General features: G+C 64.1%; 19 protein-coding genes, 1 tRNA gene and 1 pseudogene. 10 read left to right on the top strand and 11 right to left on the bottom strand.

Going from position 1 to position 25,353, the window contains the following annotated elements:
* The first annotated feature begins 360 nt into the window (after nt 1–360).
* The gene (rlmKL, locus tag DBO85_RS08225) at nt 361–2,580 is read left to right on the top strand and encodes a bifunctional 23S rRNA (guanine(2069)-N(7))-methyltransferase RlmK/23S rRNA (guanine(2445)-N(2))-methyltransferase RlmL (RefSeq protein ID WP_108106782.1); all 2,220 of its coding nucleotides are present in this window, start codon (nt 361–363) and stop codon (nt 2,578–2,580) included.
* 174 nt (nt 2,581–2,754) lie between these two features.
* Here rlmKL and DBO85_RS08230 read toward each other — a convergent pair.
* Nucleotides 2,755–3,528, bottom strand: a pseudogene (locus DBO85_RS08230) (D-alanyl-D-alanine carboxypeptidase/D-alanyl-D-alanine-endopeptidase); the annotation flags it as partial.
* Nucleotides 3,529–3,729: 201 nt separating this feature from the next.
* Here DBO85_RS08230 and DBO85_RS08235 point away from each other — a divergent pair.
* Entirely contained in the window at nt 3,730–4,071 is a 342-nt protein-coding gene (locus DBO85_RS08235; protein WP_108106784.1) for a YggL 50S ribosome-binding family protein, read from the top strand.
* 88 nt (nt 4,072–4,159) lie between these two features.
* Here DBO85_RS08235 and DBO85_RS08240 read toward each other — a convergent pair whose 3' ends face one another.
* The 3 genes from DBO85_RS08240 to DBO85_RS08250 form a co-directional block, all read right to left on the bottom strand.
* Nucleotides 4,160–7,111 carry an HD domain-containing phosphohydrolase gene (locus DBO85_RS08240; RefSeq protein ID WP_108106785.1) on the bottom strand — a complete coding sequence of 984 codons (2,952 nt, stop codon included), beginning with the start codon at nt 7,109–7,111 and terminating at the stop codon, nt 4,160–4,162.
* Nucleotides 7,112–7,188: 77 nt separating this feature from the next.
* A complete protein-coding gene (locus tag DBO85_RS08245) occupies nt 7,189–8,256 on the bottom strand; it encodes an FUSC family protein (RefSeq protein ID WP_233356574.1) in 1,068 nt (355 codons plus the stop codon).
* A gap of 4 nt (nt 8,257–8,260) precedes the next feature.
* Nucleotides 8,261–9,592 (bottom strand): deoxyguanosinetriphosphate triphosphohydrolase, encoded by a 1,332-nt coding sequence (locus DBO85_RS08250; protein ID WP_108106786.1) that lies wholly within the window; start codon nt 9,590–9,592, stop codon nt 8,261–8,263.
* A gap of 211 nt (nt 9,593–9,803) precedes the next feature.
* On the opposite strand from DBO85_RS08250, the gene DBO85_RS08255 reads away from it, so the two are divergent.
* On the top strand, nt 9,804–10,133 hold the full coding sequence (locus DBO85_RS08255) for a hypothetical protein (protein ID WP_108106787.1): 330 nt from the start codon (nt 9,804–9,806) through the stop codon (nt 10,131–10,133).
* A gap of 5 nt (nt 10,134–10,138) precedes the next feature.
* Here DBO85_RS08255 and DBO85_RS08260 read toward each other — a convergent pair whose 3' ends face one another.
* The 3 genes from DBO85_RS08260 to DBO85_RS08270 are packed head-to-tail and all read right to left on the bottom strand — an operon-like array spanning nt 10,139 to nt 11,327.
* The gene (locus tag DBO85_RS08260; protein WP_233356575.1) at nt 10,139–10,498 is read right to left on the bottom strand and encodes a hypothetical protein; all 360 of its coding nucleotides are present in this window, start codon (nt 10,496–10,498) and stop codon (nt 10,139–10,141) included.
* On the bottom strand, nt 10,495–10,890 hold the full coding sequence (locus DBO85_RS08265; RefSeq protein WP_108106788.1) for a phage holin family protein: 396 nt from the start codon (nt 10,888–10,890) through the stop codon (nt 10,495–10,497). The genes DBO85_RS08260 and DBO85_RS08265 overlap by 4 nt, the downstream gene beginning before the upstream one ends.
* A gap of 8 nt (nt 10,891–10,898) precedes the next feature.
* Complete coding sequence (locus tag DBO85_RS08270) at nt 10,899–11,327, bottom strand: DUF883 family protein (RefSeq protein WP_108106789.1); 429 nt, start codon at nt 11,325–11,327, stop codon at nt 10,899–10,901.
* Nucleotides 11,328–11,661: 334 nt separating this feature from the next.
* On the opposite strand from DBO85_RS08270, the gene DBO85_RS08275 reads away from it, so the two are divergent.
* Nucleotides 11,662–12,870, top strand: coding sequence for an ammonium transporter (locus DBO85_RS08275; RefSeq protein ID WP_108106790.1), 1,209 nt, complete (start codon nt 11,662–11,664; stop codon nt 12,868–12,870).
* 63 nt (nt 12,871–12,933) lie between these two features.
* Here DBO85_RS08275 and DBO85_RS08280 read toward each other — a convergent pair whose 3' ends face one another.
* Nucleotides 12,934–14,259, bottom strand: coding sequence for an OprD family porin (locus tag DBO85_RS08280; protein ID WP_108106791.1), 1,326 nt, complete (start codon nt 14,257–14,259; stop codon nt 12,934–12,936).
* A 251-nt stretch (nt 14,260–14,510) separates the two neighbouring features.
* On the opposite strand from DBO85_RS08280, the gene DBO85_RS08285 reads away from it, so the two are divergent.
* Both DBO85_RS08285 and DBO85_RS08290 read left to right on the top strand, forming a co-directional pair.
* Nucleotides 14,511–15,608: a DUF5610 domain-containing protein gene (locus DBO85_RS08285; protein WP_108106792.1), complete on the top strand. Its 1,098-nt coding sequence runs from the start codon at nt 14,511–14,513 to the stop codon at nt 15,606–15,608.
* Between the two features lie 48 nt (nt 15,609–15,656).
* Nucleotides 15,657–15,899, top strand: a complete 243-nt coding sequence (locus DBO85_RS08290) for a glutaredoxin family protein (protein WP_108106793.1) — start codon at nt 15,657–15,659, stop codon at nt 15,897–15,899.
* Between the two features lie 89 nt (nt 15,900–15,988).
* On the opposite strand, the gene DBO85_RS08295 is transcribed toward DBO85_RS08290, so the two are convergent.
* The gene (locus DBO85_RS08295; protein ID WP_108106794.1) at nt 15,989–17,272 is read right to left on the bottom strand and encodes an NAD(P)/FAD-dependent oxidoreductase; all 1,284 of its coding nucleotides are present in this window, start codon (nt 17,270–17,272) and stop codon (nt 15,989–15,991) included.
* A gap of 173 nt (nt 17,273–17,445) precedes the next feature.
* Here DBO85_RS08295 and DBO85_RS08300 point away from each other — a divergent pair.
* Nucleotides 17,446–17,522 (top strand) — tRNA-Val (locus DBO85_RS08300).
* A 76-nt stretch (nt 17,523–17,598) separates the two neighbouring features.
* The gene (locus DBO85_RS08305; protein ID WP_146168186.1) at nt 17,599–17,976 is read left to right on the top strand and encodes a hypothetical protein; all 378 of its coding nucleotides are present in this window, start codon (nt 17,599–17,601) and stop codon (nt 17,974–17,976) included.
* A 16-nt stretch (nt 17,977–17,992) separates the two neighbouring features.
* Here the strand turns inward: DBO85_RS08305 and DBO85_RS08310 are convergent, their stop codons facing one another.
* Both DBO85_RS08310 and mfd read right to left on the bottom strand, forming a co-directional pair.
* Nucleotides 17,993–18,517 (bottom strand): CsiV family protein, encoded by a 525-nt coding sequence (locus DBO85_RS08310; protein WP_108106796.1) that lies wholly within the window; start codon nt 18,515–18,517, stop codon nt 17,993–17,995.
* 11 nt (nt 18,518–18,528) lie between these two features.
* On the bottom strand, nt 18,529–21,975 hold the full coding sequence (gene mfd / locus DBO85_RS08315; RefSeq protein WP_108106817.1) for a transcription-repair coupling factor: 3,447 nt from the start codon (nt 21,973–21,975) through the stop codon (nt 18,529–18,531).
* 240 nt (nt 21,976–22,215) lie between these two features.
* On the opposite strand from mfd, the gene DBO85_RS08320 reads away from it, so the two are divergent.
* Nucleotides 22,216–23,664 (top strand): glyceraldehyde-3-phosphate dehydrogenase, encoded by a 1,449-nt coding sequence (locus DBO85_RS08320; RefSeq protein ID WP_108106797.1) that lies wholly within the window; start codon nt 22,216–22,218, stop codon nt 23,662–23,664.
* 350 nt (nt 23,665–24,014) lie between these two features.
* On the top strand, nt 24,015–25,352 hold the full coding sequence (locus DBO85_RS08325; protein ID WP_108106798.1) for a Na(+)-translocating NADH-quinone reductase subunit A: 1,338 nt from the start codon (nt 24,015–24,017) through the stop codon (nt 25,350–25,352).
* Nucleotide 25,353: the final 1 nt, after the last annotated feature.

Genomic DNA, 25,353 nt, shown 5'->3' on the forward strand with positions numbered 1-25,353 from the left:
CCGTTTGCCTCCGAGGGAGGCTGGCTGCCTTGGCTGCCGGTGGAACCCGTTGCCGGCGTTGCGGGTTCCGGCGTCATCGTTGCGATGATGCCTGTATGGAGTTCTAACGAATGAAGGCGGGCCTGTGAACGACCGTTTTGTCATAAGGACGTAACGCTTTACAGTCGGCCTCCCATAACGAACGAGTCGCATCATTCGCAGGTTTTTCCCAAGGCCTTGCCAGTCGCGGCCTGCAGCCTCTTTCCGACACGGGGTCCTGGCGGACGCTCGCAGCAGGTCGGCGGTACATATAATTGTTTTCAAATTGCTGGTCGCGACTTCTGGTCGCATTTATCCCTTTCTGAAGGTTGCTGGAGTCCCATGTCGGATCGCTACGAGTTTTTCCTGACCTGCCCCAAGGGCCTCGAGGACATGCTTCTGGAAGAAGCCACCCGGCTTGGCCTGGAGCAGGCGCGCAGCCACACCTCGGCGATCCGTGGTGAGGGCACGCTGGAGATCGGCTATCGCCTGTGCCTGTGGTCGCGCCTGGCCAACCGCGTCCTGCTGGTGCTTGCGCGATTCCCGGTGAGCGATGCGCAAAGCCTTTACGACGGGGTGCGAGCGGTCGACTGGAGCCAGCATCTGCGCGCCGAGGGCTCCCTGGCGGTGGAGTTTTCCGGGCACGGCTCGGGCATCGACAACACCCACTTCGGTGCGCTCAAGGTCAAGGACGCCATTGTCGATGCCCTGCGCACGGCCGATGGCGTGCGCCCCTCGGTGGAGAAGATCAGCCCCGATGTGCGCGTGCATCTGCGCCTGGACAAGGGGCAGGCGATCCTTTCCCTCGACCTGTCCGGCCACAGCCTGCACCAGCGCGGTTATCGCCTGCAGCAGGGCGCGGCACCGCTCAAGGAAAACCTCGCCGCTGCGCTGCTGATCCGCGCCGGCTGGCCGCGGATCGCCGCCGAAGGTGGCGCTTTGGCCGACCCGATGTGCGGGGTAGGCACCTTCCTCATCGAGGCGGCGCTGATGGCGGCCGATGTGGCGCCCAACCTCAAGCGCGAGCACTGGGGTTTTTCTGCCTGGCTCGGCCACGTGCCGGCACTCTGGACGCGTCTGCATGCCGACGCCGAACAGCGCGCCGAGGCGGGCCTGGCGCGTCCGCCGTTGTGGATTCGCGGCTACGAGGCCGATCCGCGGCTTATCCAGCCTGCGCGCAACAACATCGAACGCGCCGGCGTCAGCCACTGGGTGAAGATCTACCAGGGGGAGCTTGCGACCTTCGAACCACGCCCGGATCAGAACCAGACCGGTCTGGTGATCTGCAATCCGCCGTATGGCGAGCGTCTGGGTGATGAAGCCAGCCTGCTGTATCTCTATCAGCATCTGGGCGAGCGTCTGCGCCAGAGTTGCTTGAACTGGGAGGCGGCGATCTTCACCGGCGCCCCCGATCTGGGCAAGCGCATGGGTTTGCGCAGCCACAAGCAGTACGCCTTCTGGAACGGCGCGCTGGCCTGCAAGCTGTTGCTGATCAAAGTGTTGCCCGAGCAGTTCGTCACCGAGCGGCGGGCCGCGCCGGCAGTCGAGGCCGCGCCGCAGGTGCGCAACATCGGCGGCAAGCTGGTCGAGCGACCGCCCTCGGTGCGCGTCGAGGCGCCGCGTCTGTCCGAGGGCGGGCAGATGTTCGCCAACCGCCTGCAGAAGAACCTCAAGACCCTCGGCAAGTGGGCGAAGAAGGCCGGCATCGAATGTTACCGGCTGTACGACGCGGATATGCCCGAGTATGCCCTGGCGGTGGACATCTATGGCGACTGGGTGCACGTACAGGAATATGCGGCGCCGCGTTCGATCGACCCGGAAAAGGCTCAGGTACGTTTGCTCGATGCGCTCGCGGCAATCCCGCAGGCGCTGGCCATCGATCCCTCGCGGGTGGTGATCAAGCGGCGCGAGCGTCAGGCCGGGAAGAAGCAGTACGAGCGCCAGGATCAGCAGGGTCAGTTCATGGAAGTCAGCGAAGGGGGCGTCCGGCTGCTGGTAAACCTCACCGATTATCTGGATACCGGCCTGTTTCTCGACCATCGCCCGTTGCGTCTGCGCATCCAGCAGGAGGCGGCCGGCAAGCGCTTTCTCAATCTGTACTGCTATACCGCCACCGCCAGCGTGCATGCGGCCAAGGGTGGGGCGCGCGCCACCACCAGCGTCGACCTGTCGAAGACCTACCTGGACTGGGCACGGCGCAATCTGGCGCTGAACGGCTTTTCCGAGAAGCACCGCCTGGAGCAGGGCGACGTGATGGAGTGGCTGGCAGCCGATCGTGAGGAGTACGAGCTGATCTTCATCGACCCGCCGACCTTCTCCAATTCCAAGCGCATGGAGGGCGTGTTCGATGTGCAGCGTGATCACGTGCAACTGATCGACCTCGCCATGGCGCGGCTGGCCAGAGGCGGGGTGCTGTACTTCTCCAACAACTTCCGCAAGTTCGTGCTGGATGCCGGGCTGGCCGAGCGCTATCAGGTCGAGGAGATCAGTGCGCAGACGCTGGATCCGGACTTTGCACGCAACCCGAAGATCCATCGCGCCTGGAAGATCGGTGCGCGCTGACGGATTGATCCGAACAGGTATTGCGCGTTCTGCCCGGCACCCACTATCGGCCTGGCGTAGGCTGGGCTGCGAGGCCCAGCGTAGCGCCTCGAGCTGGCGAGTGAGCCCGTGTTGGGCCTCGCGGTGCTCGGCGCCAACCTACAGCGCTGCGCAGGCCAGGCGGCGTGGGCGTCGCTGCGCACTGCAGCCTTCGGTGAGCTGACCAGTCACCACCACGGTAACGCCGTCGAACTCCTCCACCGGGTTGTAGCGCACGTCCGGCCAGGCCGGGCACTTGCCGGTTTCCTTGAGCACGCGCAGCTGATTGTCGATACGGATGGTTTCGATCGGTGGCTCTGCCGCCACCCGGGCCTTGCCGGAGTCTGCGCGGGCGATGAAGCGCACCGCCTTGAGGTTGACCAGCAGCGAGTCGGGCGCAACCAGGAACGGCTTGTTCTTGTCGCCGCCGTCGTCATCGAACTCGGGCAGATCCGGAGCGCGGAAATGGCTGCGATCCAGCACCAGGTCTCCGGTCACCGTGGTCACGCCATTGGCGCGCAGGTCACGCAGCAGCAGCCAGAGCTTCTCCATGTTCAGCTTCGGATCGCCGCCGCCCTTGAGATACAGGTTGCCGTGCAGGGTGCCGTCGCGCAGCGGGCCGTCCGTATGGAACTCGGTTTTCCACTGATGATTGGGCCCCAGCAGCTCCAGTGCCGCGTAGGTGGTGATCAGCTTCATGGTCGATGCGGGGTTGACCTGGGCATCGGCGTTGACCAGCGTCGTGGCGCCCTGGCCGGTCAGTGGTATGAGCGCGAGCGACAGCGAACTGGTCGGCAGCTTGTTGTTCTGCAGGGCTTTCTGAACGCCTTCTGGTGCGACGGTACGTAGTGGAGTGGCGGCGGTGGCCAGGGCTACCGGTAGAAAAAGACAGGCGATACCGAGACTCAGGTGGCGCAGGGTTCCGATCATCTGGTGTACCCCTTGGTGAAGGCAGGAAGGTGGCGGCAAATAGGTGCAGTATGCCGCAAGGCAGGGGCGTTGCGGGCCAGGCCGCAGACGCTGGCAGCCCGATATCTTCGCCACTGGTCGGAAGCCTGGCGCAGTGGGCGCGGGCATCCGCGCAGCGAAGCTGCTAAAGTGCGCCGCTTAATTACTTCGAGGACTCACTGCATGGCTACCAATCGTTCCCGCCGTCTGCGCAAGAAACTCTGTGTCGACGAGTTCCAGGAACTGGGTTTCGAGCTGACCTTCGAGTTCCGCGAGGGGCTTTCCGAGGCTGAACTGGATGCCTTCGTCGAATCCTTCCTGCGTGATGCGATCGAGGCCAACGGCCTGGGTTATGTCGGTGGTGAAGACTACGGCTTCGTCTGCCTGGGCCGTCGTGGCTCGGTGAGCGAAGAGCAGCGCGCCCAGGTCGAGACCTGGCTCAAGGCTCGCAGCGAACTGAAAGACTCCAGCATCAGCCCCCTGCTGGATGTCTGGTATCCGGAAAACCCGGTCAGCGCAGTCTGACCGAGCCAGCGACTGCCGAGCCTTCGGTCGTCGCTGATCTTCGAGTCGCCGCGGGATGGTGTCACTGTCCCGCCGTGCACTCCAGCGCTCAGCCGCTCGTGCCCAGCGCCGTCTGTAGAATTCTGTCCTCATCTACCGCATCGATCTGCTCCGTCGCGAGGAATCGCTCGGCGTAGTCGCGGTAGACGCCTGCGCGCACGAACAGCTCGAACAGCTGCGGATCGACGTGGGCGTGGCGACACATGTCGGCCATGATCGTCAGTGCTTCGGAAATCGGCTTGGCCTTCTTGTAGGGGCGATCAGCGGCAGTCAACGCCTCGAAGATGTCGGCGATGGCCATCATCCGCGCCGGCAGGCTCATCTGCTCGCCGGTCAGGCCGCGCGGATAGCCGCTGCCATCCATCTTCTCGTGATGCCCACCGGCAATCTCGGGAACCTGCGACAGATGCGGCGGCAATGGCAGATGGGCGAGCATGCGAATGGTCTGCACCATGTGGTGATTGATGATGTAGCGCTCTTCCTCTGTAAGGGTGCCGCGCGCCACGCTCAGGTTATAGAGCTCGCCACGATTGAAGCGGTACTGCGGTACCCGCATGTTGAAACCCCAAGGGTTGTCCGCCTCCAGGCGTTCGCCGGGCAGCCGTTCGACCAGGTGTTCAGGGCGGTCGGCAAGCAGCGGTTCGGCGACCGGCAGCGCAGGCGCCGGTGTGCGTGCCATGCGCTGGGCCTCCTCCCAGGACACGCCGATGCGGTCATCCAGGGTGCGCAACCAGGTGCGTCCGGCAATCTGCCGCAGGCGCTCGAGATCTTCTGCAGCCACACGTTCGGCGCCCAGGTTGCAGCGCGCGACGAACGTAAAGTCATCGTCGAGCTGCGCCAGCTGCCGATCCCTTGCCTGACTCAGGCTGGCACTGTCGGCGCCTTCGGCCAGCCCCTGCCAGTAGTCGATCCAGGCATCGCGCTTGAGTACCTCGAAGCGAGTGCGGATTTCATGGATGCGATCGGTGATGCACTCGAGCTTGGTTGCCTTGTCCACCACGTATTCGGGCGTGGTGACTTTGCCGCAGTCGTGCAGCCAGGAGGCGATATGCAGCGCCTCCCACTCGTCCGCAGAGGGCTGGAAGTCGGCGAAACGCTGCTCATCCCGAGCGGCGGCCTGGGCCAGCATCAGGGTCAGTTCAGGGACTCGCTGGCAGTGTCCTCCGGTATAGGGGCTCTTGGCATCGATCGCGCCGGCGATCAGCTGGATCACGGCATCCAGCAACTGCTTCTGGTTGAGCAGCAGGCGCTGGCCGTCGATGCACAGCGCGGCGACCCCGGAGATCGCTCGGCACAGTGCAATTCGCTCGGGACGGAGCAGGCTGCTCTGGTCCTCCTCGCCGGCGTCGCGCTGAAACAGCACCAGAACGCCGACGGCGACGCCGCGCCGATTGTGCAGGCCGCAGGCGACCAGGCGCATGCGCGGGCTGTCGAGGCGGTGCAGCAGCGTCTGATACTCGCCTGCGCGCTCGAAGCCCAGATTCAGGCTCAACGCCGCATCGCCGTCGGCAGCCTGGCGCAGCCAGTCCGGCAGTTGCGTACTGTCGGCGGGGTAGGCAGGCATGGCCTGCGCCTGCTGGGTGGCGCCGTCGATGATCAGTTGCTGAGGCTCGAGCGAGCCGCTGCGCTCGTCGATCAGGTAGAGCAGCCCGCCGTCGGCCTCGCTGATGTCGAGGGTTTCCCGCAGGACCTTGTCCAGCAGCGCGTCGAACTGCTGTTCGGCGGAGAGGCTGGCGCTGATCTCGATGAAGCTGGCCAGTGCGCTCTTCATGTGCGCCATGCTCAGGGCCAACTGATCCAGTTCGAGAATGGGCGAGCGACCACGGGCCGGATAGTCGAAGTCGAAGCGGCGAATCGCTTCGGCCTCCTTGACCAGCGCGCGCAGTGGCCGTGCCACCACTCTGGAGCTGAGCCAGCCAACCGGCAGACTGAGAAGCAGGATGCCCAGTGTGATCAGCGCGCCTTGCCAGCGGATGCGGTAGGCGTCGGCCAGCAGTTCGTCCTCGGGTACCAGCAGGGCCAGCTGCAGCCCGCTTGGGCCGCCCTCGTCGATGTGGCTGCGGGAAACGATCCAGTTCCTGCGCTCGAGCAGAAGGCGGCCTTTGCCGCCTGCTGCCGGGGCCTGCTCCAGCAACGTGGCGAATATCGGCGACAGATCAGCCACGCTGGCCTGGCGCTGTACGCCCTCGCTGACCTCGATCAGGCGTTCGCCATGCGGATAGGCGACAGCTTTGCCCTGGGCATCGAAGAGGGCGACTTCGGTCGAAGGCGTGATCTTGTGTCGCGCCAGGGTCGCGGAGAGGTCGGCGAGCGTCAGGTCTGCGGCCAGCACCGCCGTGGCGCCGCTGCGGCGGGCCAGAGTAGTGCCGATCTCGTCGGTGGAGAAAAACAGATAGGGCAGGGTGGTGATCTGTTGGGTCTGCCCCTGCGCCTCGCTGAACCAGGGGCGAGTACGCGGATCGTAGCGCTCGTCCGGCAGCGTGCGCTGGCCTAGCGGCTGCAGCTGGGCATCGAAATACAGGTGGCGTGCGTTCAGTCGTTCGCCGTCGCGCTCGATCGACCAGACCTGGAAAGCGGCTTGCTCGCCACTGTCGAAGCGCGTGCGCAATGCGTCGGAACGCAACGGCCGGACCATGAAGAAATCGCCATCCTCATAGCCCAGATAGAGTGAGGCCAGGCGCGGGTTGTCGCGCAGGGCCTGGGCGAAGACCGGCAGCAGTGCCAGGCGGGCGTCGAGATCACGCGCCTGGGTGGCCGGGTCGAGCGCCAGCAGCGCGAGCAACTGGCGGATCGGTTGATAGGTGTGGCGAATGTCGCGCTCGACATCCTGGCGGGCGCTCTGGAACAGCTGCTCGCTGCTGGAGTAGATGATCTGCGAAGCCTGCCGGTAGTTGAACAGGCCCAGGGTGATGCCGGTAAAGATCAGCAGCAGTGCGAAAAGCATGCTGATGTGCAGATGCAGCGGGAAACGGCGTCCGCTGCGCGATCTGGGTCGGTGCATGGCGCTTCACTCCCTGGCTGGCCGTGCTGGCCTGGCAAGCATAGTGAAGGGCGCGCCGATTTGCTCCGCTGCTTGCGTCAGTCCTTGCGTTTGCGGGGCGCCTTGAGCGGATGTGCCGGATCGAGTCGATATTCCGCCGCCAGCCGGACCAGCAGTCCGATCGCCAGGGCCAGGGCGAAGCCGTAGAGCCCGCCGAGCAGACGAGGTTCCAGCTGCGTCCAGTCCGCTGCGAGGCTTTCCGCCAGGAGCAGGCAGAGGCTGATGCTCTGCAGCATGAACAGGCGATAGCTGTTGGCCTGGATCGCGCGGCTGAGCATGATCAGCGGCAACACCAGAGCGACCATGATGGCGGGGTTCTGCAGGCTGTGTCCGAGCAATGCCAGCAGCGCTGCCACCGCCAGACTGCTGCTGCAGGCCTGCACCGCCTTGCTGCGACTGGCGCGGGCCTTCAGATGCAGACTGCCGAGCACCGTCAGCGTCAGCCAGTAGCCATGTTCCAGTTCCAGCAGCACCACTGCTGCACCGGCCAGACCGAAGGCGAGGGTGCAGCCGAGCGCGTGCAGTCGCCACTCACGCTGGGGCAGCCGCGCTGCGTGCCTGCGCAGAACCTTGAGCAGATTGCGCAGGCGCGGCATGTACGGCCACATCCGCAGCCCGTGCGCGCCGCGCAGGCCGAAGGCGAGCAGCGCAACCCAGAGCCCGCCGACGCAGAACAGCGCAGCCACGGCGGCGGGTGTCGGCAGCTCGCTGGTGGCCTGGTAGCTCTGGCCCAGGCACAGGCAGATCGCGATGCCCAGCCCGAGCTTGCCGGCTTCCACACCGAAGCGTTGCAGCCAGGCGAGCAACAGGCCGCAGGCGGCGAACAGCAGCAGACTTGCGCTGGCGTCCGCGGCAACCCACAGGCCCAACCCGGAACTGCACGCGCCCAGGCTGATCAGCAAAAGCATGCGCGGCATGCCGAAGCGGTGCAGCGGGTTGGCGCGTGCCGCCTGGAAAGCGCCGAGCGCGGCCCAGAGAAAGCCCGGGTGACCGCTCACCAGCCCGAGCAGCAGCGGCAGCGCGCAGCCGAGCCCGGCGACTATCGCCGCACCCCAGGCGGGGGCGCGTGGATGCCAGCGCCGACGGGCGGAGTTAAGGCTGCTCACCGCGCTACACCGGGCTCGTGCGGCCGGTCATCTCGCTGGCCATCTCGCTCGCATAGCTGTCGGTCATGCCAGCGATGAAATCGATCACCCGCATGAAGGAGCGATGCAGCGGCCAGTCCGGATGCGGCGCGCTGTGACCAAGAAGGTCGAGAATGCGGCGGTTCTTGAACGACAGCGCGCCACCGCCATGCTGTTCCAGGGCTGCGCCACAGAATGCATTGAGAAGAATCTCCAGGGTGGTGTAGGCACCGATTTCATGCAGGGTCTTGCGCTTGTCGTGGAAGATCTTTTCCCGCGCCATTGCCTTGGCCTGCTGTACGCAGCGTTTGGCCGGACCATGCATGTGTTCGACCAGATCACCCTGCAGGCTTCCCGCCAGGAGTGCCGGCTGCTGATCGACGAAGGCCCGGGCCGCCGCGTTGGTCAGGTGCTCGATGGCCTTGCCGCGCAGGATTGCCAGTTTGCGTCGGCGCGAGTCGCGCGGGCCGAGCTGGCGGTAGGTTTCCGGCAGGTCGTCGCCGACCAGGCCGAGCAACACTGCTTCCACTTCGGCGTAGTCCAGCAGTTCCATCTCCAGGCCGTCCTCGAGATCGATCAGGCCGTAGCAGATGTCGTCCGCAGCCTCCATCAGATAGACCAGCGGATGGCGCGCCCAGCGCTCCTCTTCGAGCTTGGGCAGCTCGAGCTTGTGGGCGATCTGCTCAAGCAGAGCCAGCTCGCTCTGGTAGCAGCCGAATTTGTGCTTCTTGTAGCCGAGCGCCTCGGCATGGCGCGCGGTCCAGGGATATTTGAGGTAAGTACCGAGGGTCGCGTAGGTCAGTCGGGTGCCGCCATCGAACTGGTGGTACTCCAGTTGGGTCAGCACCCGGAAGCCCTGGGCGTTGCCTTCGAAGTTGAGAAAGTCGCCGCGCTCCGTGGCACTCATGCCATCCAGCCAGCCGCGTCCGGCGGCCTGCTGGAACCAGTGGCGGATGGCGTCTTCGCCGGAGTGACCGAAGGGCGGATTGCCTATGTCGTGGGCCAGGCAGGCGGACTGTACGACCATTCCCAGGTCACTCGGCTCGCACCAGTCCGGCAACTGCTCGCGGATCATCTCGCCGACGCGCATGCCGAGTGAGCGGCCGACGCAGCTGACCTCCAGCGAGTGGGTCAGGCGGGTGTGGATGTGGTCATTGCTGCTGACGGGGTGAACCTGGGTCTTGCGGCCGAGCCTCCGGAAGGCGCCGGAAAAGATGATCCGGTCGTGGTCCTTGTGAAAGGGGCTGCGGCCCAGCTCGTCGATGCTGTGGGTCGCCTTGCCGAGGCGTTCGCGGTTGAGCAGTGTGTGCCAGTCCAAGACTGTTCCTCGCCAGTATTCGATATGTCGGCCGCTTGCAGGTCGGGTGTGCGTGCGGCAGGCGTTGTGCAGCGCACAAGCTTCGGGTTTCGCTGGCCGCACTGCAAGCCGCCAGGGTGGTGATTTTTCGAACCCGTCGCTGGAAAAAGGTGCGAATAGCCGGCAGGGTGCGCATCCGTCATGTGACGGGGCTCTCGTCGAGGAACACACGATGCGCAGAATGCTGATGATCGGATGCATGGCGATGCTGCTGGCGGGCTGCGGCCAGCCGCTGCCACCGGACAAGGCGGATTATGCCGGCACCTGGCAGGGCAATGGCGTGATGCTGCAGATCGCGGCGGATGGTCGAGTGGATTACCAGCGCGTGGAGGGTAGCCGGACGCGCTCGGTGTCCGGGCCGATCAAGGCGTTTCAGGGCGACAGCTTCTCGGTGGGCATCGGCGCGTTGAGCACGCTGTTCGAGGTGTCCAGCAAGCCCAGCGAAAGCCAGGGCACCTGGCGCATGACGGTCGATGGCGTCCAGCTCACGCGAGTGCCCTGAGTCCGCTAGCCTTCAGGCGTGGACACATTCTCGCTGGCCGGGCGTGGCAGCGGCTGGCGCGTTTCTTCCTGGGTCGCACGCCAGGCGCTGATCAGTGGGTAGACGGCCAGCGCAATGCGTGCGACCCGCCCGAAAATCCCCAGGCGTTTACCAAACAGCGTCAGCACCAGTGCACCGCCCATGGCCAGTGGCGTCCTTCCACCAATCGAGGCGCCTGGGCGATTCCACAGACCCTTGAGTTGCTCGAGCGGGTGGATAAGCGGTTGCACGTGGTAGCGCGCCTGCTGGCGATGCATTTCCAGGCGCAGACGAACCAGCTCCTTGCGCATCGCCAGGCGATGCGCGCTCGATAGTGGTCGGCTCATGGCAGCAGGTTCTCCCGGGTTCTGGCCAGTTCTTCGAGGGTCGTCTGGAAAGGCGTTTCGCCACGCTGCACCAGGCTCCGAGCGCGCAGCAGCGCAAACGCCAGGCCGCATCCATAAATCAGGCAAAGGCCGATCGCGGCGAGCAGTCGGTGACTGTCCCAGAAGTGGATCATCAGCGCCGCCGACAGTCCGACCAGCAACAGCAGGCCAAAGATCAGCGCGACACCGGCGAACAGAAACAGCTGGAAAGAACGCGATTTCTCTTCCTGAAACTCGATGCCGAGCAGCTCCAGATGGCTTTGCAGCAGGCCGACGGCAACCCCGCCGAGCTTTTTCAGCGACGGTCGAGGCGCCTCGTCGGAGGTCTGCGAGTAGTGGCTTGTCTCGTCCATGGAGCGGCTCAGCGACGGCTGACCAGCAGGCCCAGCAGGAAGCCTACGCCCGCGGCGATACCGACTGATTGCAGAGGATGTTGATGCACATATTGCTCGGTGGCCTGGACTGCTGCGCGGCTTTGCTCACGCAGGCCTGCTTCGCTGTCCTTCAGCAGGGTCTTGGCGCGCTGCAGGTTTTCGTTGAGCTTGTGACGCAGCTCCTCGGTGCCGGCGCCGGCGAGCGTCGAGGTGTGCTTGAGCAGGCGTTCGGCATCACCTACCAGGGTGTGAAATTCGGCAACCATGGCGTCCTGGGCGTTGCGCAGGTTGCGCTTGTGCGCGTTGCGATCGATGGCTGTGCCGTTCTGGCTATTGGTCTGGCCGGCTGTGCTGGTGGCGGTACCGGCATTCGGGCTGAGCGCGTCGACAGAAGTCGTTGGGTTGGCCTGGTTCATGGGGTTTCTCCATCCAGTTGTTGTAGGGCTTGCCTGAGGTTCGAGTCGCGGCGAGCGACAAGGGTTCAACCTGTTTTCCCGAGTGGCTGGTACAGAGCTTGCTTCGCGCTGGTGCGCCCCACCTTACGCTCGCCCCAAAACGGTACGGAAGGTCGCGTGCATTAGCTCCGGTCTCGTTTCATCCTTTTGAAAAGGTTGAATAATTTTTTATTTCGGACGTGTTCGGGAGCACCCTGCCGGCGCTTTCGTACTCCTAAAGATTCTCGCTACGCCCCGTTTTGGGGCATGGCGAGTCGAGATCGGTCTTTTTTGGTGCCTTTCGCTGGGAGAACCGATGGAAAACCTCAATAGCGCCGTGGAGACCCTGGTCCACGGCTCCAACACCCTGTTCCTGCTGATGGGCGCGGCCATGGTGCTGGCCATGCATGCCGGTTTCGCTTTTCTCGAAGTCGGGACTGTGCGGCACAAGAACCAGGTCAATGCGCTGTCGAAGATCATCACCGACTTTGCCATGTCGGCACTGGCCTATTTCTTCATCGGCTACTGGGTCGCCTACGGCGTGAACTTCATGGCGCCTGCGGCGGCGCTGACCGCAGAGAACGGTTACGGGCTGGTCAAATTTTTCTTCCTGCTCACCTTTGCTGCGGCGATTCCGGCGATCATTTCCGGTGGCATTGCCGAGCGCGCCCGTTTTGCGCCTCAGTTATGCGCCACCGTGCTGATCGTGGCGTTCATCTACCCGTTCTACGAAGGCATCGTCTGGAACGGCAATTTTGGTCTGCAGGAATGGCTGACGGCCCGTTTTGGGGCGCCCTTCCATGATTTCGCCGGCTCCGTCGTGGTGCATGCCATGGGCGGCTGGCTGGCGTTCGGCGCGGTGGTCCTGTTGGGGCGGCGTGATGGACGCTACCGCGACGGCCGCCTGGTCGCATTCGCGCCCTCGAGCATTCCCTTTCTGGCGCTGGGTTCGTGGATCCTGATCGTCGGCTGGTTCGGCTTCAACGTGATGAGTGCACAAAGCCTGGCAGCAGTCAGCGGACTGGTAGCGCTCAACTCGCTGATGGCAATGGTCGGCGGCACCGTGGCGGCGCTGGTGGTTGGCCGCAACGACCCGGGCTTTCTGCACAACGGCCCGCTGGCCGGACTGGTCGCAATCTGCGCCGGCTCGGATCTGATGCATCCGATCGGTGCGCTGGCGACCGGCGCGGTCGCAGGCGGGCTGTTCGTCTGGAGCTTCACCGCGGCGCAGGTGAAATGGAAAGTCGATGATGTGCTCGGTGTCTGGCCGCTGCACGGTATCTGCGGCATCTGGGGCGGCCTCGCCTGCGGCATCTTCGGTCAGCAGGCGTTGGGCGGCCTGGGGGGGGTGAGCATGCAGAGTCAGTTGCTCGGCAGCCTGCTCGGTCTGCTGCTGGCGCTGCTCGGCGGTTTCCTGGTCTACGGCATGCTCAAGGTACTGATCGGCATTCGGCTGAGCCGTGAAGAGGAGTTCAATGGCGCTGATCTGTCCATCCACCGGATTGGTTCGACCAGCCAGGACTGATTGCCGACTTGCGTTGGTGAAAACGAAAACGCCCCGCTCAGCGGGGCGTTTTCGTTGCGGCTGCTACCACAGCGGCATGGTGTAGCTGACGATCAGTCGGTTCTCGTCCAGGTCGTTGCCGAAGTTCGAGCGGACGGTTGCGTTGCGCCATTTTACGCCGACGTTCTTCAGTGGGCCGTCCTGGATGACGTAGGCGATATCCATGTCGCGTTCCCACTCGCGTCCTTCGGACAGGCCGGCACCACGGTCGACGTTGTCGCCGGAGAGGTAGCGGGTCATGAAGGTCAGGCCGGGAATACCCAGGCCGGCAAAGTTGTAGTCGTAGCGCACCTGCCAGGACTTCTCGTCCTTGAAGGCGAAGTCGCCGATCTGCACGTAGTTCACCAGGTAGGGGTCGGATGCGTTGACGTAGGCATACCCGGTGTCACCGCTCATGCTCTGGTAGCCCAGACCGAAGCTGTGGAAGTTCAGCGCGTAGGTGAACATGGCACCGAACGCCTTGTTGTCGACATTGCTGCTGCCATCATCCTTGGAGCGGGCGAAGCGCAGATCGGTCTTGAACGACTGCTTGTCGGCGATCGGCAGCACGTGGATCAGGTTGACGATGTGCTGCTTGTAGAAGCCGTCGAGCTCACCGTAGTGGTAGCCGGTGCTGAGTTGGTCATTCCATTTGTAGGTGGCGCCGGCGAAGTTGAATTCGTCGCTGTCGCTGCCGCCGCGGTAGGTGATGCCGCGGACCCCGCCGGCGCCGGTGCCGGCATTGCGGCTGTTGGTCGGCAGCATGGTTTCGTGGTCAGACGAATCGCGATAATTCACGCGGCTGAGCTGACCGGCATCGAGACTGAGGCCGGCGATCTCCATCGAGTTGACGTGAACGCCCTGGAAGCTCTGTGGCAGCAGGCGCGAATCGTTGGCCTGGAGCACGGGAATCTTGGGCATCAGGGTGCCGCCCTTGAGCACGGTCTTGGAGACGCGCAGCTTGGCGGTGGCGCCCAGATCACCGTAGGTATCCTGGCTTTCACCCGTTTCGCGGTCCACCTGCAGCAAGCCTGTGCCGCTGGTGCCGCGACCGGAGTCGAGCTTCACGCCCAGGGTGCCGATCGCGTCCAGGCCGAATCCTACGGTGCCCTCGGTGAATCCGGATTCGTAACGCAGCAGGAAGCCCTGGGCCCAGTCCTCGGATTTGCTGCGGGTCTGCGGGGCCTTGCCGGTCACCACGGGTAGTGCAGGGCTGCGATCCTGGCGGAAGTCGCGGTTCATGTAGAAGTTGCGCAGTTCCAGCGTGGCCTTGCTTTCATCGAGGAAGCCGGCGCTTGCGAGTTGCGGCAGGGTCAGGCTGGCGCCCAGTGCGGCCAGGCTAACGGCACGGGCCAGAGGGGACTTGCTCATTGTTCTTCTCTCCTGAAGTGGGATCGCTAACCGAACGGCTTGTGACCGATCTGTTACAGCCTTTCAAATAAAGCACGGGATGCCGGGTTCGACCTTTAGACTTTAGTCGCCGACCCAGTACGGACGCGGCTCGCAGGGCCGAAGCGCAGCATGACCGAGGCCTGAGCGGGGCGGCCGTCGGTCGGGACGGCTAAACTTTTTGCTGCTGCGGCCGCCAACCGGACACGTCATGTAGTTTCAGGTACGCCGTCATGCTTACCCAGCCGCTCAGCTCGAATTCCTCGCAATCCGTCGGTGCCGCCAACCAGCAGCGCGCCGGTATCGTCCCCCAGCAGACCCTGGCCAATCGGCTCGGTGATCGACTGGGGCTTGCGCCTGGCGCGCTGAACAAGCCGGCCAGTGAATTCACCCCGGAGAAGGTAGCCAATCGGATGCTGTCGTTCATCGAGCAGCGTCTGCAGAGCAGCGCGGGTGACGGCAAGGCCCTGAATGGCTTGCTGCAGCAGGCGCGCGAGGGTATCAAGCAGGGCTTCGAAGAGGCGACCAAGATCCTCGAAGGGCTGGGCATGATGCAGGGCAAGGTGGCGGAAGACATCGACAAGACCCGTGCCCTGATCGATGAAGGGATGGCCGGTCTCGAGCAGCGATTCCTCGGGAGTTCTCCTGCTGCAACACCGGCGCCGAAGCCCGCAGGTGCCGTCGCCGACTACTCGGAGCGTTTGGCTGCGCGGCTGGATACCTTCGATCTGCAGGTGACCACCCGCGACGGGGACCGTCTGCGTATTTCCATCGCCGAAGGCGCAGCCTCCTGGTCGCAAAGGGCCGCTGACGGAAACCAGAGCAGCGGCAGCGTGCAGATGGGGCGCTGGCAGGTCGAGGTCGAAGGCGAACTGGACGCTGGCGAGCGGGAGGCGCTGGGCAAGCTGCTCGGCCAGGTCGAGGAGCTTTCCTCGAGTTTCTTCTCCGGTGACCTGGCCGGTGCCTTCGATCAGGCGCTGGCCTTGAACATGGATGGTGAGCAGTTGGCGTCCATGTCGCTGAAGCTGACCCAGACCCAGGTGCGCCAGGTCAGCGAAAGCTACGGCGAGGTTGCCAGGCAGGGCGGGCAGTCGCCCAGTGCGGTGAACAGCGAATTGCTGGACTACGCGCGCGGATTGCTCGATGCCCTGCGCAGCGCGGATTCGCTGGTGGATGACGGCCGAGAGTTCCTCGAGCGCATGCTCGAAGGCGGGTTGGCGATGGATGGGCGAGTGGATGAGGCAGGCTGGAACAAGGCCGGTCGTCTCAACTCGATGCTGCTCGACGGACTCGAAGGCGCGGGCGCCAGAAAGGGTCCTGACGCCGCCTGAGCCCAGGCTTGCTAAACTGCGCGCATTTCCTGATCTGGAGCGGCGTGCATGCTTCCCGAATGTCAGCTTCTGGGCACTCTCGGTTGCCATCTCTGCGAGCAGGCGGAAGCGCTGCTGATGCCCTTTGTCGAGCATGGCCTGCTGGTCGAGCTGCTCGATATTGCTGAGTCTGACGCGCTCCTGCAGCAGTACGCATTGTCGATTCCGGTGTTGCGTCGCTGTGACAACGGCGCGGAGCTGTGCTGGCCGTTCGACGAATCGCAGGTCGTGCGCCTGCTCGATCTGCGCTGAGTGCTTAGGAAACCTGTACTGCGCGCGGCAAATGCGCCTCGAGGAGGCGTCCCCGCCAGACCTTCGTCCGCTACTTTTTCAGATGTTTCTCAGACGCCCAGGCGGTCGCGCAGATCGTAGTAGGCCGCGCCGATTGCGGTAAACGGAATCCGCAGCAGGCGGCCCCCGGGGAAGGGATAGTGCGGCAACTGAGCAAAGGCATCGAATCGTTCGGTCTGGCCTTGCAATGCTTCCGCGAGCAACTTGCCGGCCAGATGCGTATAGGTCACGCCGTGGCCGCTGCAACCTTGCGAATAGAACAGGTTCTCGCCCAGGCGGCCTACCTGTGGCAGGCGCGACAGGGTCAGCAGGAAGTTGCCGGTCCAGGCGTAATCGATCTTCACATCACGCAGCTGCGGGAAGGTCTTGAGCATCTTCGGCCGGATGATCGCGGCAATGTCTGCCGGGTCGCGGGCGCCATAGACCACGCCGCCGCCGTAGATCAGGCGGTTGTCGGCGGAAAGGCGGAAGTAATCGAGCAGGTAGTTGCAGTCCTCCACGCAATGATTTTGCGGCAGAAGGCTCGCAGCCAGCGCCGCATCGAGTGGCTCGGTGGCGATCACCTGGCTGCCGCAGGGCATCGATTTGGTCGCCAGTTCAGGCAGCAGGTTGCCCAGGTAGGCGTTGCCGGCGACGACCACGTAGCGCGCCTTCACCCGGCCTTGCGGCGTGTGCACCAGCTGGCTGGTTCCGCGCTCGATGCGCAGAGCGGGGCTGTCCTCGTGGATGAGGCCACCGAGTGACTCGACGGCAGCCGCTTCGCCGAGTGCCAGGTTGAGCGGGTGGATGTGCCCGCCGCTGCGGTCGATGCTGCCGCCGACATAGCGCTCGCTGGCGACCATTGCACGCAGTTGCTCGCGATCCAGCAGTTCGACCTGGTCATGCCCGTGGCGTTGCCAGAGGCGTTGCTGCTGTTCGAGATGGCGCATCTGTTTGGTGTTGAGGGCGGCGAAGATGCCGCCGTCGCGCAGGTCGCAATCGATGCCGTACTGGCTGATGCGCTGGCGAATGATGCGCGCGCCCTCGAAGGCCATCTGGCCGATCAGCTGGGCCTGGCGTGGCGCGACGCTGCGTTCGATGACGTCGATGTCGCGGCTGTAGCTGTTGACTATCTGCCCGCCATTGCGGCCCGAGGCGCCGAAGCCGACCTTCGCCGCTTCGAGAACGGTCACTTGCATGCCCGCCTCGCGTAGAAACAGCGCGGTGGACAGCCCGGTGTAACCGGCACCGATGACGCAGACGTCGGTTTCGCTCTCGCCCTGCAGCAGCGGGCGGGTCGGGGCTGGCGTTGCAGAGGCGGCGTAGTAGGAGTCGGGGTAGCTGCTGCTGTGCATCTTTCTGCAACCTCTGTAGCGAATATTTTACGAATGCGCTCGATGCTACTCGCTGCATCCCTGCAATCTCCAGTGCGGCGCGCAGAATTCAATGGAACTGCAACTATTTCAGTCGCTTAGGCAAAAAAGTGCTTGACGCACTCGCTCAGCTCCGTAGAATGCGCGGCCATTGCAGGCACATAGCTCAGTTGGTTAGAGCACCACCTTGACATGGTGGGGGTCGTTGGTTCGAATCCAATTGTGCCTACCAAACAATGAAAAAGGCCGGTCCGAAAGGATCGGCTTTTTTGTTTGCGTGGAATTTGGGTGAAATCAGCGAGGTGAGCATGCGGCGCGATCTGTTGATGATGATCGGTCTGGGGGCGTTGGTAGCGAATTCTGCTGTGCTGGCGCAAGAGCAGTTGCAGCCGTGGACGCCGCGTTCGGAGGAGTCGCGTGCGCAGCTACGCAACGATCCGGTGTGTGTCGAGTTCGACGCCGAGGAACTGGCGAACCTGATTGCTGCGGGCGCGGTGCGCAAGGGCATGCGCGAGGCGGACGTCATTGCGGCCCTGGGGGAGCCAGAGCAGCGCAGCGGCGCCTGGTGGCGCTATCCACACAGCGAGGACGCCGGGCGGATCTACAAGATCCAGCTGGTGATGCGCAAGGGATGTCTGTGGGATCCCGGTCAGCCCTATCTGCATGAGTGGCCACGCTCGCAGTGAGCGTGGCGCAAAGGCTTCAGAGCGGGCTTACGCGGATCAGTGCACCGATGCTGCCATGGTCGAGGTAGGTCAGTTCGCCCGGGCTGAGGCGCCTGTTTTCGCGCAGGCGTTCGCTTTGCAATAGCAGGCCCTGCTCATCGAGCTGATTGACCCAGATGTCGGCCTCCAGCTCCAGGGTTTCGGCGAGGCTGAGGCCGATCACGCCCTGTACCGGGTACTGATCGAATGAGCCTTCGCCGTGGGTGAAGGAGACCTGCTCCATGTTCGCACGCAGCGTCTGTTGCCAGGCCTGGTGCAGGAGTACCTGATAGTTGCCGGATGCCTTCAGCTTGGCTGCCTGGCTGTCGAGCGAAGTGCTGCGCTGGCTCTCCATACCAAGACGATTGGTGCCGGACGCCCAGTCTTCGGCCGCAGGCTGGCTGGCAGGCAGCACCTGGCTGCCCTGGCGGAAGATGATCAATTCGACTTCATACAGGCGCTCTGCCAGTGCGGTGGGGGCGAGTAGTGCCATCAGTAGCGGCAGAAAGCGAAGCAGGCGCATGGTGGGTTCCTTCAGGTCTGGGCGGGAGCGAGGCGTGCGAGCAGGGCCTCGAGGATATTGAAGCGCTCGTCCGGGCGTTCCATGGGAACCTGGAACTTGAACAGGGTCGCTCCTTCGAATTTGTACAGGCGCGGCTGGCTCTGGATCAGCTTGATCAGGGTCAGCGGATCGACGCAGGTATCGGCGGCGAACTCGATGCGGCCACCCTGCGGGCCGGCGTCGATCTTGCGGATGCCGAGCTTCTCCGCTGACAGCTTCATCAGCGTCAGGCGCATCAGGTTGCGGGTCGGCTCCGGCAGCAGGCCGAAGCGGTCGATCATCTCCACCTGCAGCTCCTTCAGCGCGTCCTCGTCGGCGGCCGAGGCGATGCGCTTGTAGAGGATCAGGCGTGCGTGCACATCCGGCAGGTAGTCGTCGGGGATCAGTGCCGGCACCCGCAGGTTGATCTCGCTGCCGCCACCCAGGGGCTGCTCCAGGTTCGGCTGCTCGCCTTTCTGGATCGCCTTGACCGCGCGCTCGAGCATTTCCATGTAGAGGGTGAAGCCGACCGCCTGGATCTGTCCGCTCTGGCCTTCGCCGAGCAGCTCGCCGGCACCGCGTATTTCCAGGTCGTGGGTCGCCAGGACGAAGCCGGCGCCTAGGTCCTGCGCGCCGGCGATGGCTTCCAGGCGCTTCTGCGCATCCTCGGTCATCTGCTTGCGCGGCGGGGTGAGCAGGTAGGCATAGGCCTGGTGGTGGCTGCGACCGACACGGCCGCGCAACTGGTGCAGCTGGGCCAGGCCGAACTTGTCGGCGCGCTCGATGATGATGGTGTTGGCGCTGGGTACGTCGATGCCGGTCTCGATGATGGTCGAGGCGATCAGTACGTTGAAGCGCTTGTGGTAGAAGTCGCTCATTACCTGTTCGAGCTCGCGCTCGCGCATCTGTCCGTGGCCGATGCCGATGCGCGCCTCGGGCACCAGTTCGGCCAGGTCGCTGGCGCACTTCTCGATGGTCTTGACGTCGTTGTGCAGGTAGTAGACCTGGCCGCCGCGCAGCAGCTCGCGCAACAGTGCTTCCTTGATCGTCGGCTGGTTCTGTTCCAGCACGAAGGTGCGCACCGACAGGCGGCGGGCTGGCGGGGTGGCGATGATCGACAGGTCGCGCATGCCGGCCACCGCCATGTTCAGGGTGCGCGGAATCGGCGTGGCGGTCAGGGTGAGGATGTCCACCTCGCTGCGCAGCGCCTTGAGCTGTTCCTTCTGGCGCACGCCGAAGCGATGTTCCTCATCGATGATCACCAGGCCCAGGTTCTTGAACTTCACATCGTCCTGCAGCAGCTTGTGGGTGCCGATGACGATGTCGATCTGGCCCTCGGCAAGCTTGGCCACGGCTTCATTGACGTCCTTGGTCGACTTGAAGCGGCTCATCACCTCGACGGTCACCGGCCAGTCGGCGAAGCGGTCACGGAAGCTGTTGTAGTGTTGCTGGGCAAGCAGGGTGGTGGGCACCAGGACTGCCACCTGCTTGCCACCGTGGGCGGCGATGAAGGCGGCGCGCATCGCCACTTCGGTCTTGCCGAAGCCGACGTCGCCGCAGACCAGGCGATCCATCGGCTTGCCGGAGAGCATGTCGCTGCGCACGGCCTCGATCGCGGTCTGCTGGTCGGGGGTTTCCTCGAACGGGAAGCCGGCGCTGAAGGTGGCGTAGTCCAGTGCCGGGTCGGCGAAGGCGAAGCCCTTGCGGGCGGCGCGGCGGGCGTAGATGTCGAGCAGTTCGGCGGCCACGTCACGCACCTGTTCGGCGGCCTTGCGCTTGGCTTTCTGCCAGGTTTCCGAACCGAGCCGATGCAGCGGAGCCAGGGCGTCGTCGCTGCCGGTGTAGCGGGCGATCAGGTGCAGATTGGCGACCGGTACGTAGAGCTTGGCTTCCTCGGCGTACATCAGGGCGAGGAATTCCGCGGCCTGGCCGTCGAATTCCATGGTTACCAGGCCGAGGTAGCGCCCCACGCCATGGTCGATATGCACCACCGGGGAGCCTTCGCGCAGCTCGGTGAGGTTCTTGATGACGTTCTCGCCGCCGTCGCGACTCTTCTCCCGGCGGCGGCGCTGCATCACGCGCTGGCCGAACAGCGGGCTTTCGGCGATCAGCGCCAGCTCGTCCAGCAGCAGGCCTTCGTCGAGCGGGGCGATGGTGATGCCCAGGCGCTCCTCGCTGGCGACGAATGCTGGCCAGCCGTCGAATTCACGGGGTCGCAGCTTCAGTCGCGCGAGCAAATCCAGCAGCACCTCGCGGCGGCCAGCGGATTCGGCGCAGAAAAGCACCCGGCCAGGATGCTGGTCGAGGAAGCGGCGCAAGGCCGCCAGGGGTTCGCTGGCCTTGGCCTGGATCGCAAGATCCGGCAACGCCCGCGCGGGCAGCCGTTCGCGGCCGACGCCGGGCTCGATGTCCTCGGCGCTGACCACCACGCGCGGCCATTGTTTGAGACGGGCGAAGCAGTCCTCCACCGGCAGGAAGATGTCGCCAGGCGGCAGCAGCGGGCGTTCCGGATCGACGCGGCGATCCTCATAGCGGTGCCGCGCATCGTTCCAGAACTGCTCGGCCGCCTGCTCGATGCCCGGCAGCGAGAACACCTGGGTGTCGCTGGGCAGGTAGTCGAACAGGGTGGCGCTTTCCTCGAAGAACAGCGGCAGGTAGTACTCGATACCGGCCGGGGTGATGCCGCTGGCGAGATCCTGATAGATCGGGCAGCGGCGGAAGTCGACATCGAAGCGCTCGCGGAAGCGCCCGCGGAAGTCGGTCACGGCCTTCTTGTCGAGGGGGAGCTCGCGTGCCGGCAGCAGGCGGATCGATTCGACCTTGTCCACCGAGCGCTGGGTTTCCGGGTCGAAGGTACGCAGTGTCTCTATCTCGTCATCGAACAGATCGATGCGATAGGGCGTGTCGCTACCCATGGGGAACAGATCGATCAGCGAGCCGCGCACGGCAAACTCGCCGTGTTCGTAGACGGTGTCGACGCAGCGATAGCCTGCGGCTTCCAGGCGCGCGCGCATCTGCTCGACGTCGAGCCGCTGGCCGGCGTCCAGCACCAGGCTCGAGCCGAGCATGAAGCGGGTCGGGGCCAGGCGGTGCAGGGCGGTGGCAACGGGGACCACCAGCACCCCGTGCTTGAGCTCCGGCAGGCGATAGAGCGCGGCGATGCGCTGGGAGATGATGTCCTGGTGCGGCGAGAAGACGTCGTAGGGCAGGGTTTCCCAGTCTGGGAAATGCAGCACCGGCAGCGTGGGCGCGAAGAACGCGAGTTCCTGCTCCAGGCGCTCGGCGCTCTGGCTGTCTGCCGTCAACAGCAGGGTAAAGCGCTTGGCGGTGCTGGCGGCCTCAGCCACGGCCAGGGACAGCGCGGCGCCGGGCAGGTTGCCCCAGTGCTGTTTGCCGCTGGCGCTGGACAGTGGCGGAAGACGCAGTACAGGCGCGGTCAGTAGGGACACGGTCGGCTCGTGATGGCGGCGAAGGCGGAATTGTAGCGACTGAGGCTGCCGGCGCAATCGCGACGACTGATTCGTCGCCGTGCGGCGCCAACAATATAAAGTCCCGGCACACTGCAACTGTCCAGCGAAGCGGCTGTCTGTGCATGCGCCGGCGGCAGCGATTGCCGCCACCCCGACGCGTCGTCATAATACAGCCCCTTTTTTCAGCCCCTACATGTGGAAGGTATTGCCGTGACCCAGAAGCCCGACCAATGTCTTGGTGAATGGATTGACCGTGAAGCACTCGCCGAGGCGATGATTCCTCTGATCGGTCAGCTCTACCGCAACAACAGCGTAGTGACCTCTATCTATGGTCGCGGCCTGATCAACCGTTCGGTAATCGCCATCCTCAAGGCCCATCGCTTCGCCCGTCACCGCATGGCCGGTGAGCAGGAGCTGTCGCCGCACGACACCTATCAGGTGCTCAAGACCATGAGCGAGCTGAAGCTCGGCGCGGCCTCGATCGATCTGGGCAAGATGGTTTCCAAGTTCAAGGGTGAGGGCGCCGGTCGCAGCCTGGAGCAGTTCGTCAAGGACGAGCTGGCCGAAGTGGCCGGCAAGCAGAATGGTGCCGCGCGCGAAGGCACCGACGTGGTGCTGTATGGTTTTGGCCGTATCGGTCGTCTGCTGGCACGCATCCTGGTCGAGAAGACCGGTGGTGGCGACGGCCTGCGTCTGCGCGCCATCGTCGTGCGCAAGGGCGCAGAGAACGATCTGATGAAGCGCGCCAGCCTGCTGCGCCGTGACTCCGTGCATGGTCCGTTCGATGGCACCATCACCATCGACGAGGCCAACAACACCATCACCGCCAATGGCAGCCTGATTCAGGTGATCTACTCCAACGATCCGGCCTCGGTGGACTACACCCAGTACGGCATCAAGAACGCCCTGCTGGTCGACAACACCGGCAAGTGGCGCGACGCCGATGGTCTTGGCCAGCACCTCAAGTGCCCGGGTATCGATCGCGTGGTGCTGACCGCGCCGGGCAAAGGCGCGCTGAAGAACATCGTGCATGGCATCAACCATGACCAGATCACCGCCGACGACAAGATCATCTCGGCGGCCTCCTGCACCACCAACGCCATCGTGCCGGTGCTCAAGGCGGTCAACGACAAGTACGGCATCGTCAACGGCCACGTCGAGACCGTGCACTCGTACACCAACGACCAGAACCTGATCGACAACTTCCACAAGGGTGACCGTCGTGGTCGCAGTGCGGCGTTGAACATGGTCATTACCGAGACCGGTGCGGCCACTGCGGCGGCCAAGGCGCTGCCGGCCCTCAAGGGCAAGCTGACCGGTAACGCGATCCGCGTACCGACGCCGAACGTATCGATGGCGATCCTCAACCTGAACCTGGAGAAGGGCACCACTCGCGAGGAAATCAACGAGTACCTGCGCCAGATGGCCATGCACTCGGATCTGCAGAAGCAGATCGATTTCGTCCAGTCCCAGGAAGTGGTGTCGACCGATTTCGTCGGTTCGCGCTATGCCGGCGTGGTCGATGCGGAAGCGACCATCTGCATGGACAACCGGGTCGTGCTGTACGTCTGGTACGACAACGAGTTCGGCTACAGCTGCCAGGTCGTGCGCGTGATGGAAGACATGACCGGGGTCAACCCGCCAGCCTTTCCGCGCTGATTCGCGGTGATAATGAAAACGGGAGCGCAAGCTCCCGTTTTTGTTTTCCGACCTTGGTCGACTTGACTGCCTGTATGGTGAGGTATTCACCGCTGCCCGGGTCGTACGCAGCGCTTGCGGCGGCTGCCGGCGCGGGTCGCCGCAGAGTGTTGCGAGCTGTTGCCGCGATTCAAAAAAGAGCAGTGTCGGGTGGTTGTCGCCGAGCATGCTCTTTATAATCAAGCGGTTTTTTAGCTGGGCAAATGCATCTTCCATGCCAATTCGCGTTGGACTGGATCTGACATCGGTCATTTCCGGTCGTTGCCCTATCCCCTATACAACGCTTTTCAAATCAGCGGTTAGGCAAACCTATGATCAAAATAAAACATGGGCTGGAACTGCCCATAACAGGTGCGCCGGTGCAGCGTATAGAGGCTGCAAGGCCGGTACGCAGTGTCGCCGTCATAGGCTTCGATTATCAGGGCATGAAGCCGACCATGGCTGTCCAGGTCGGTGACCGGGTCAAGCTCGGTCAGCTGCTGTTCTCTGACAAGAAGTCGCCTGGCGTGAACTTCACCGCGCCCGGTGCCGGCGTGGTGAGTGCGATCCATCGTGGCGAAAAACGTGTGCTGCAATCGGTGGTCATCGATCTGGATGGCGACGAGCAGATCAGCTTCGCCGCCTATCCCGCCGATCAGTTGAGTGCCCTGGGCGCTGAAAAGGTTCGCGAGAATCTGCAGCAATCCGGCCTCTGGACGGCTCTGCGTACCCGTCCGTACAGCAAGGTGCCGGCGATCGACGCGGTCCCGTCGTCGATCTTCGTCACCGCCATCGACACCCATCCGCTGGCGGCCGATCCTGCCGTGGTGATCGCCGATCAGGCCATCGACTTCGAACGCGGCCTGCAGGTGCTCGGCAATCTGGCCAAGGTGTTCCTGTGCAAGGCCGAAGGCTCCCAGTTGCCGGGCGAGGCTCTACCCAGCGTGCGCAGTGAGTCGTTCTGCGGCCCGCATCCGGCAGGTCTTGCCGGTACCCATATTCATTTCCTTGACCCGGTCAGTGCCAGCAAGAGCGTGTGGAACATCGGCTATCAGGACGTGATTGCCATCGGCAAGCTGTTCACCACGGGTCAGCTGTCGACCGAGCGCGTGGTCGCCCTCGGTGGTCCGGTGGTTGAGCAGCCGCGTCTGCTGCGCACCCGCCTGGGTGCCAATCTCGACGAGCTCTGTGCTGGCGAGTTGAGCCCGGGCGACAACCGCATCATTTCCGGTTCGGTACTCGGCGGGCGCACCGCTCGCGGTGCATTCGGCTATCTGGGCCGCTATCACCAGCAGGTTTCCTGCCTGCGTGAAGGCTACGAGCGCGAGATGCTGCACTACCTGCGCCCCGGCGTGGAGAAGCACTCGATCCTCAATATCTATGTATCCAAACTGCTGGCCGGCAAGAAGTTCGCCTTCTCCACCAGCACCAACGGCAGTCCGCGCGCCATGGTTCCGGTCGGGAATTACGAGGCGGTGATGCCGCTGGATATCCTGCCCACCCAGTTGCTGCGTGCGCTCATCGTTGGCGACACGGAGACGGCGCAAAAGCTCGGCTGCCTGGAGCTCGACGAAGAAGACCTGGCGCTGTGCACCTATGTCTGCGCCGGCAAGTACGAGTACGGCCCGATCCTGCGGGACAACCTCACCCGCATCGAGAAGGAGGGTTAAG

It is taken from the genome of Pseudomonas mangrovi, from assembly GCF_003052585.1.
Classification (GTDB): Bacteria; Pseudomonadota; Gammaproteobacteria; order Pseudomonadales; family Pseudomonadaceae; genus Aquipseudomonas; species Aquipseudomonas mangrovi.

Bases quoted from the DNA above. Each gene is read 5' to 3' on its own strand.
- rlmKL (WP_108106782.1), top strand. From the start codon at position 361: ATGTCGGATCGCTACGAGTTTTTCCTGACCTGCCCCAAGGGCCTCGAG.
- DBO85_RS08235 (WP_108106784.1), top strand. From the start codon at position 3,730: ATGGCTACCAATCGTTCCCGCCGTCTGCGCAAGAAACTCTGTGTCGAC.
- DBO85_RS08240 (WP_108106785.1), bottom strand. From the start codon at position 7,111: ATGCACCGACCCAGATCGCGCAGCGGACGCCGTTTCCCGCTGCATCTG.
- DBO85_RS08255 (WP_108106787.1), top strand. From the start codon at position 9,804: ATGCGCAGAATGCTGATGATCGGATGCATGGCGATGCTGCTGGCGGGC.
- DBO85_RS08260 (WP_233356575.1), bottom strand. From the start codon at position 10,498: ATGAGCCGACCACTATCGAGCGCGCATCGCCTGGCGATGCGCAAGGAG.
- DBO85_RS08265 (WP_108106788.1), bottom strand. From the start codon at position 10,890: ATGGACGAGACAAGCCACTACTCGCAGACCTCCGACGAGGCGCCTCGA.
- DBO85_RS08270 (WP_108106789.1), bottom strand. From the start codon at position 11,327: ATGAACCAGGCCAACCCAACGACTTCTGTCGACGCGCTCAGCCCGAAT.
- DBO85_RS08275 (WP_108106790.1), top strand. From the start codon at position 11,662: ATGGAAAACCTCAATAGCGCCGTGGAGACCCTGGTCCACGGCTCCAAC.
- DBO85_RS08280 (WP_108106791.1), bottom strand. From the start codon at position 14,259: ATGAGCAAGTCCCCTCTGGCCCGTGCCGTTAGCCTGGCCGCACTGGGC.
- DBO85_RS08285 (WP_108106792.1), top strand. From the start codon at position 14,511: ATGCTTACCCAGCCGCTCAGCTCGAATTCCTCGCAATCCGTCGGTGCC.
- DBO85_RS08290 (WP_108106793.1), top strand. From the start codon at position 15,657: ATGCTTCCCGAATGTCAGCTTCTGGGCACTCTCGGTTGCCATCTCTGC.
- DBO85_RS08295 (WP_108106794.1), bottom strand. From the start codon at position 17,272: ATGCACAGCAGCAGCTACCCCGACTCCTACTACGCCGCCTCTGCAACG.
- DBO85_RS08305 (WP_146168186.1), top strand. From the start codon at position 17,599: ATGCGGCGCGATCTGTTGATGATGATCGGTCTGGGGGCGTTGGTAGCG.
- DBO85_RS08310 (WP_108106796.1), bottom strand. From the start codon at position 18,517: ATGCGCCTGCTTCGCTTTCTGCCGCTACTGATGGCACTACTCGCCCCC.
- DBO85_RS08325 (WP_108106798.1), top strand. From the start codon at position 24,015: ATGATCAAAATAAAACATGGGCTGGAACTGCCCATAACAGGTGCGCCG.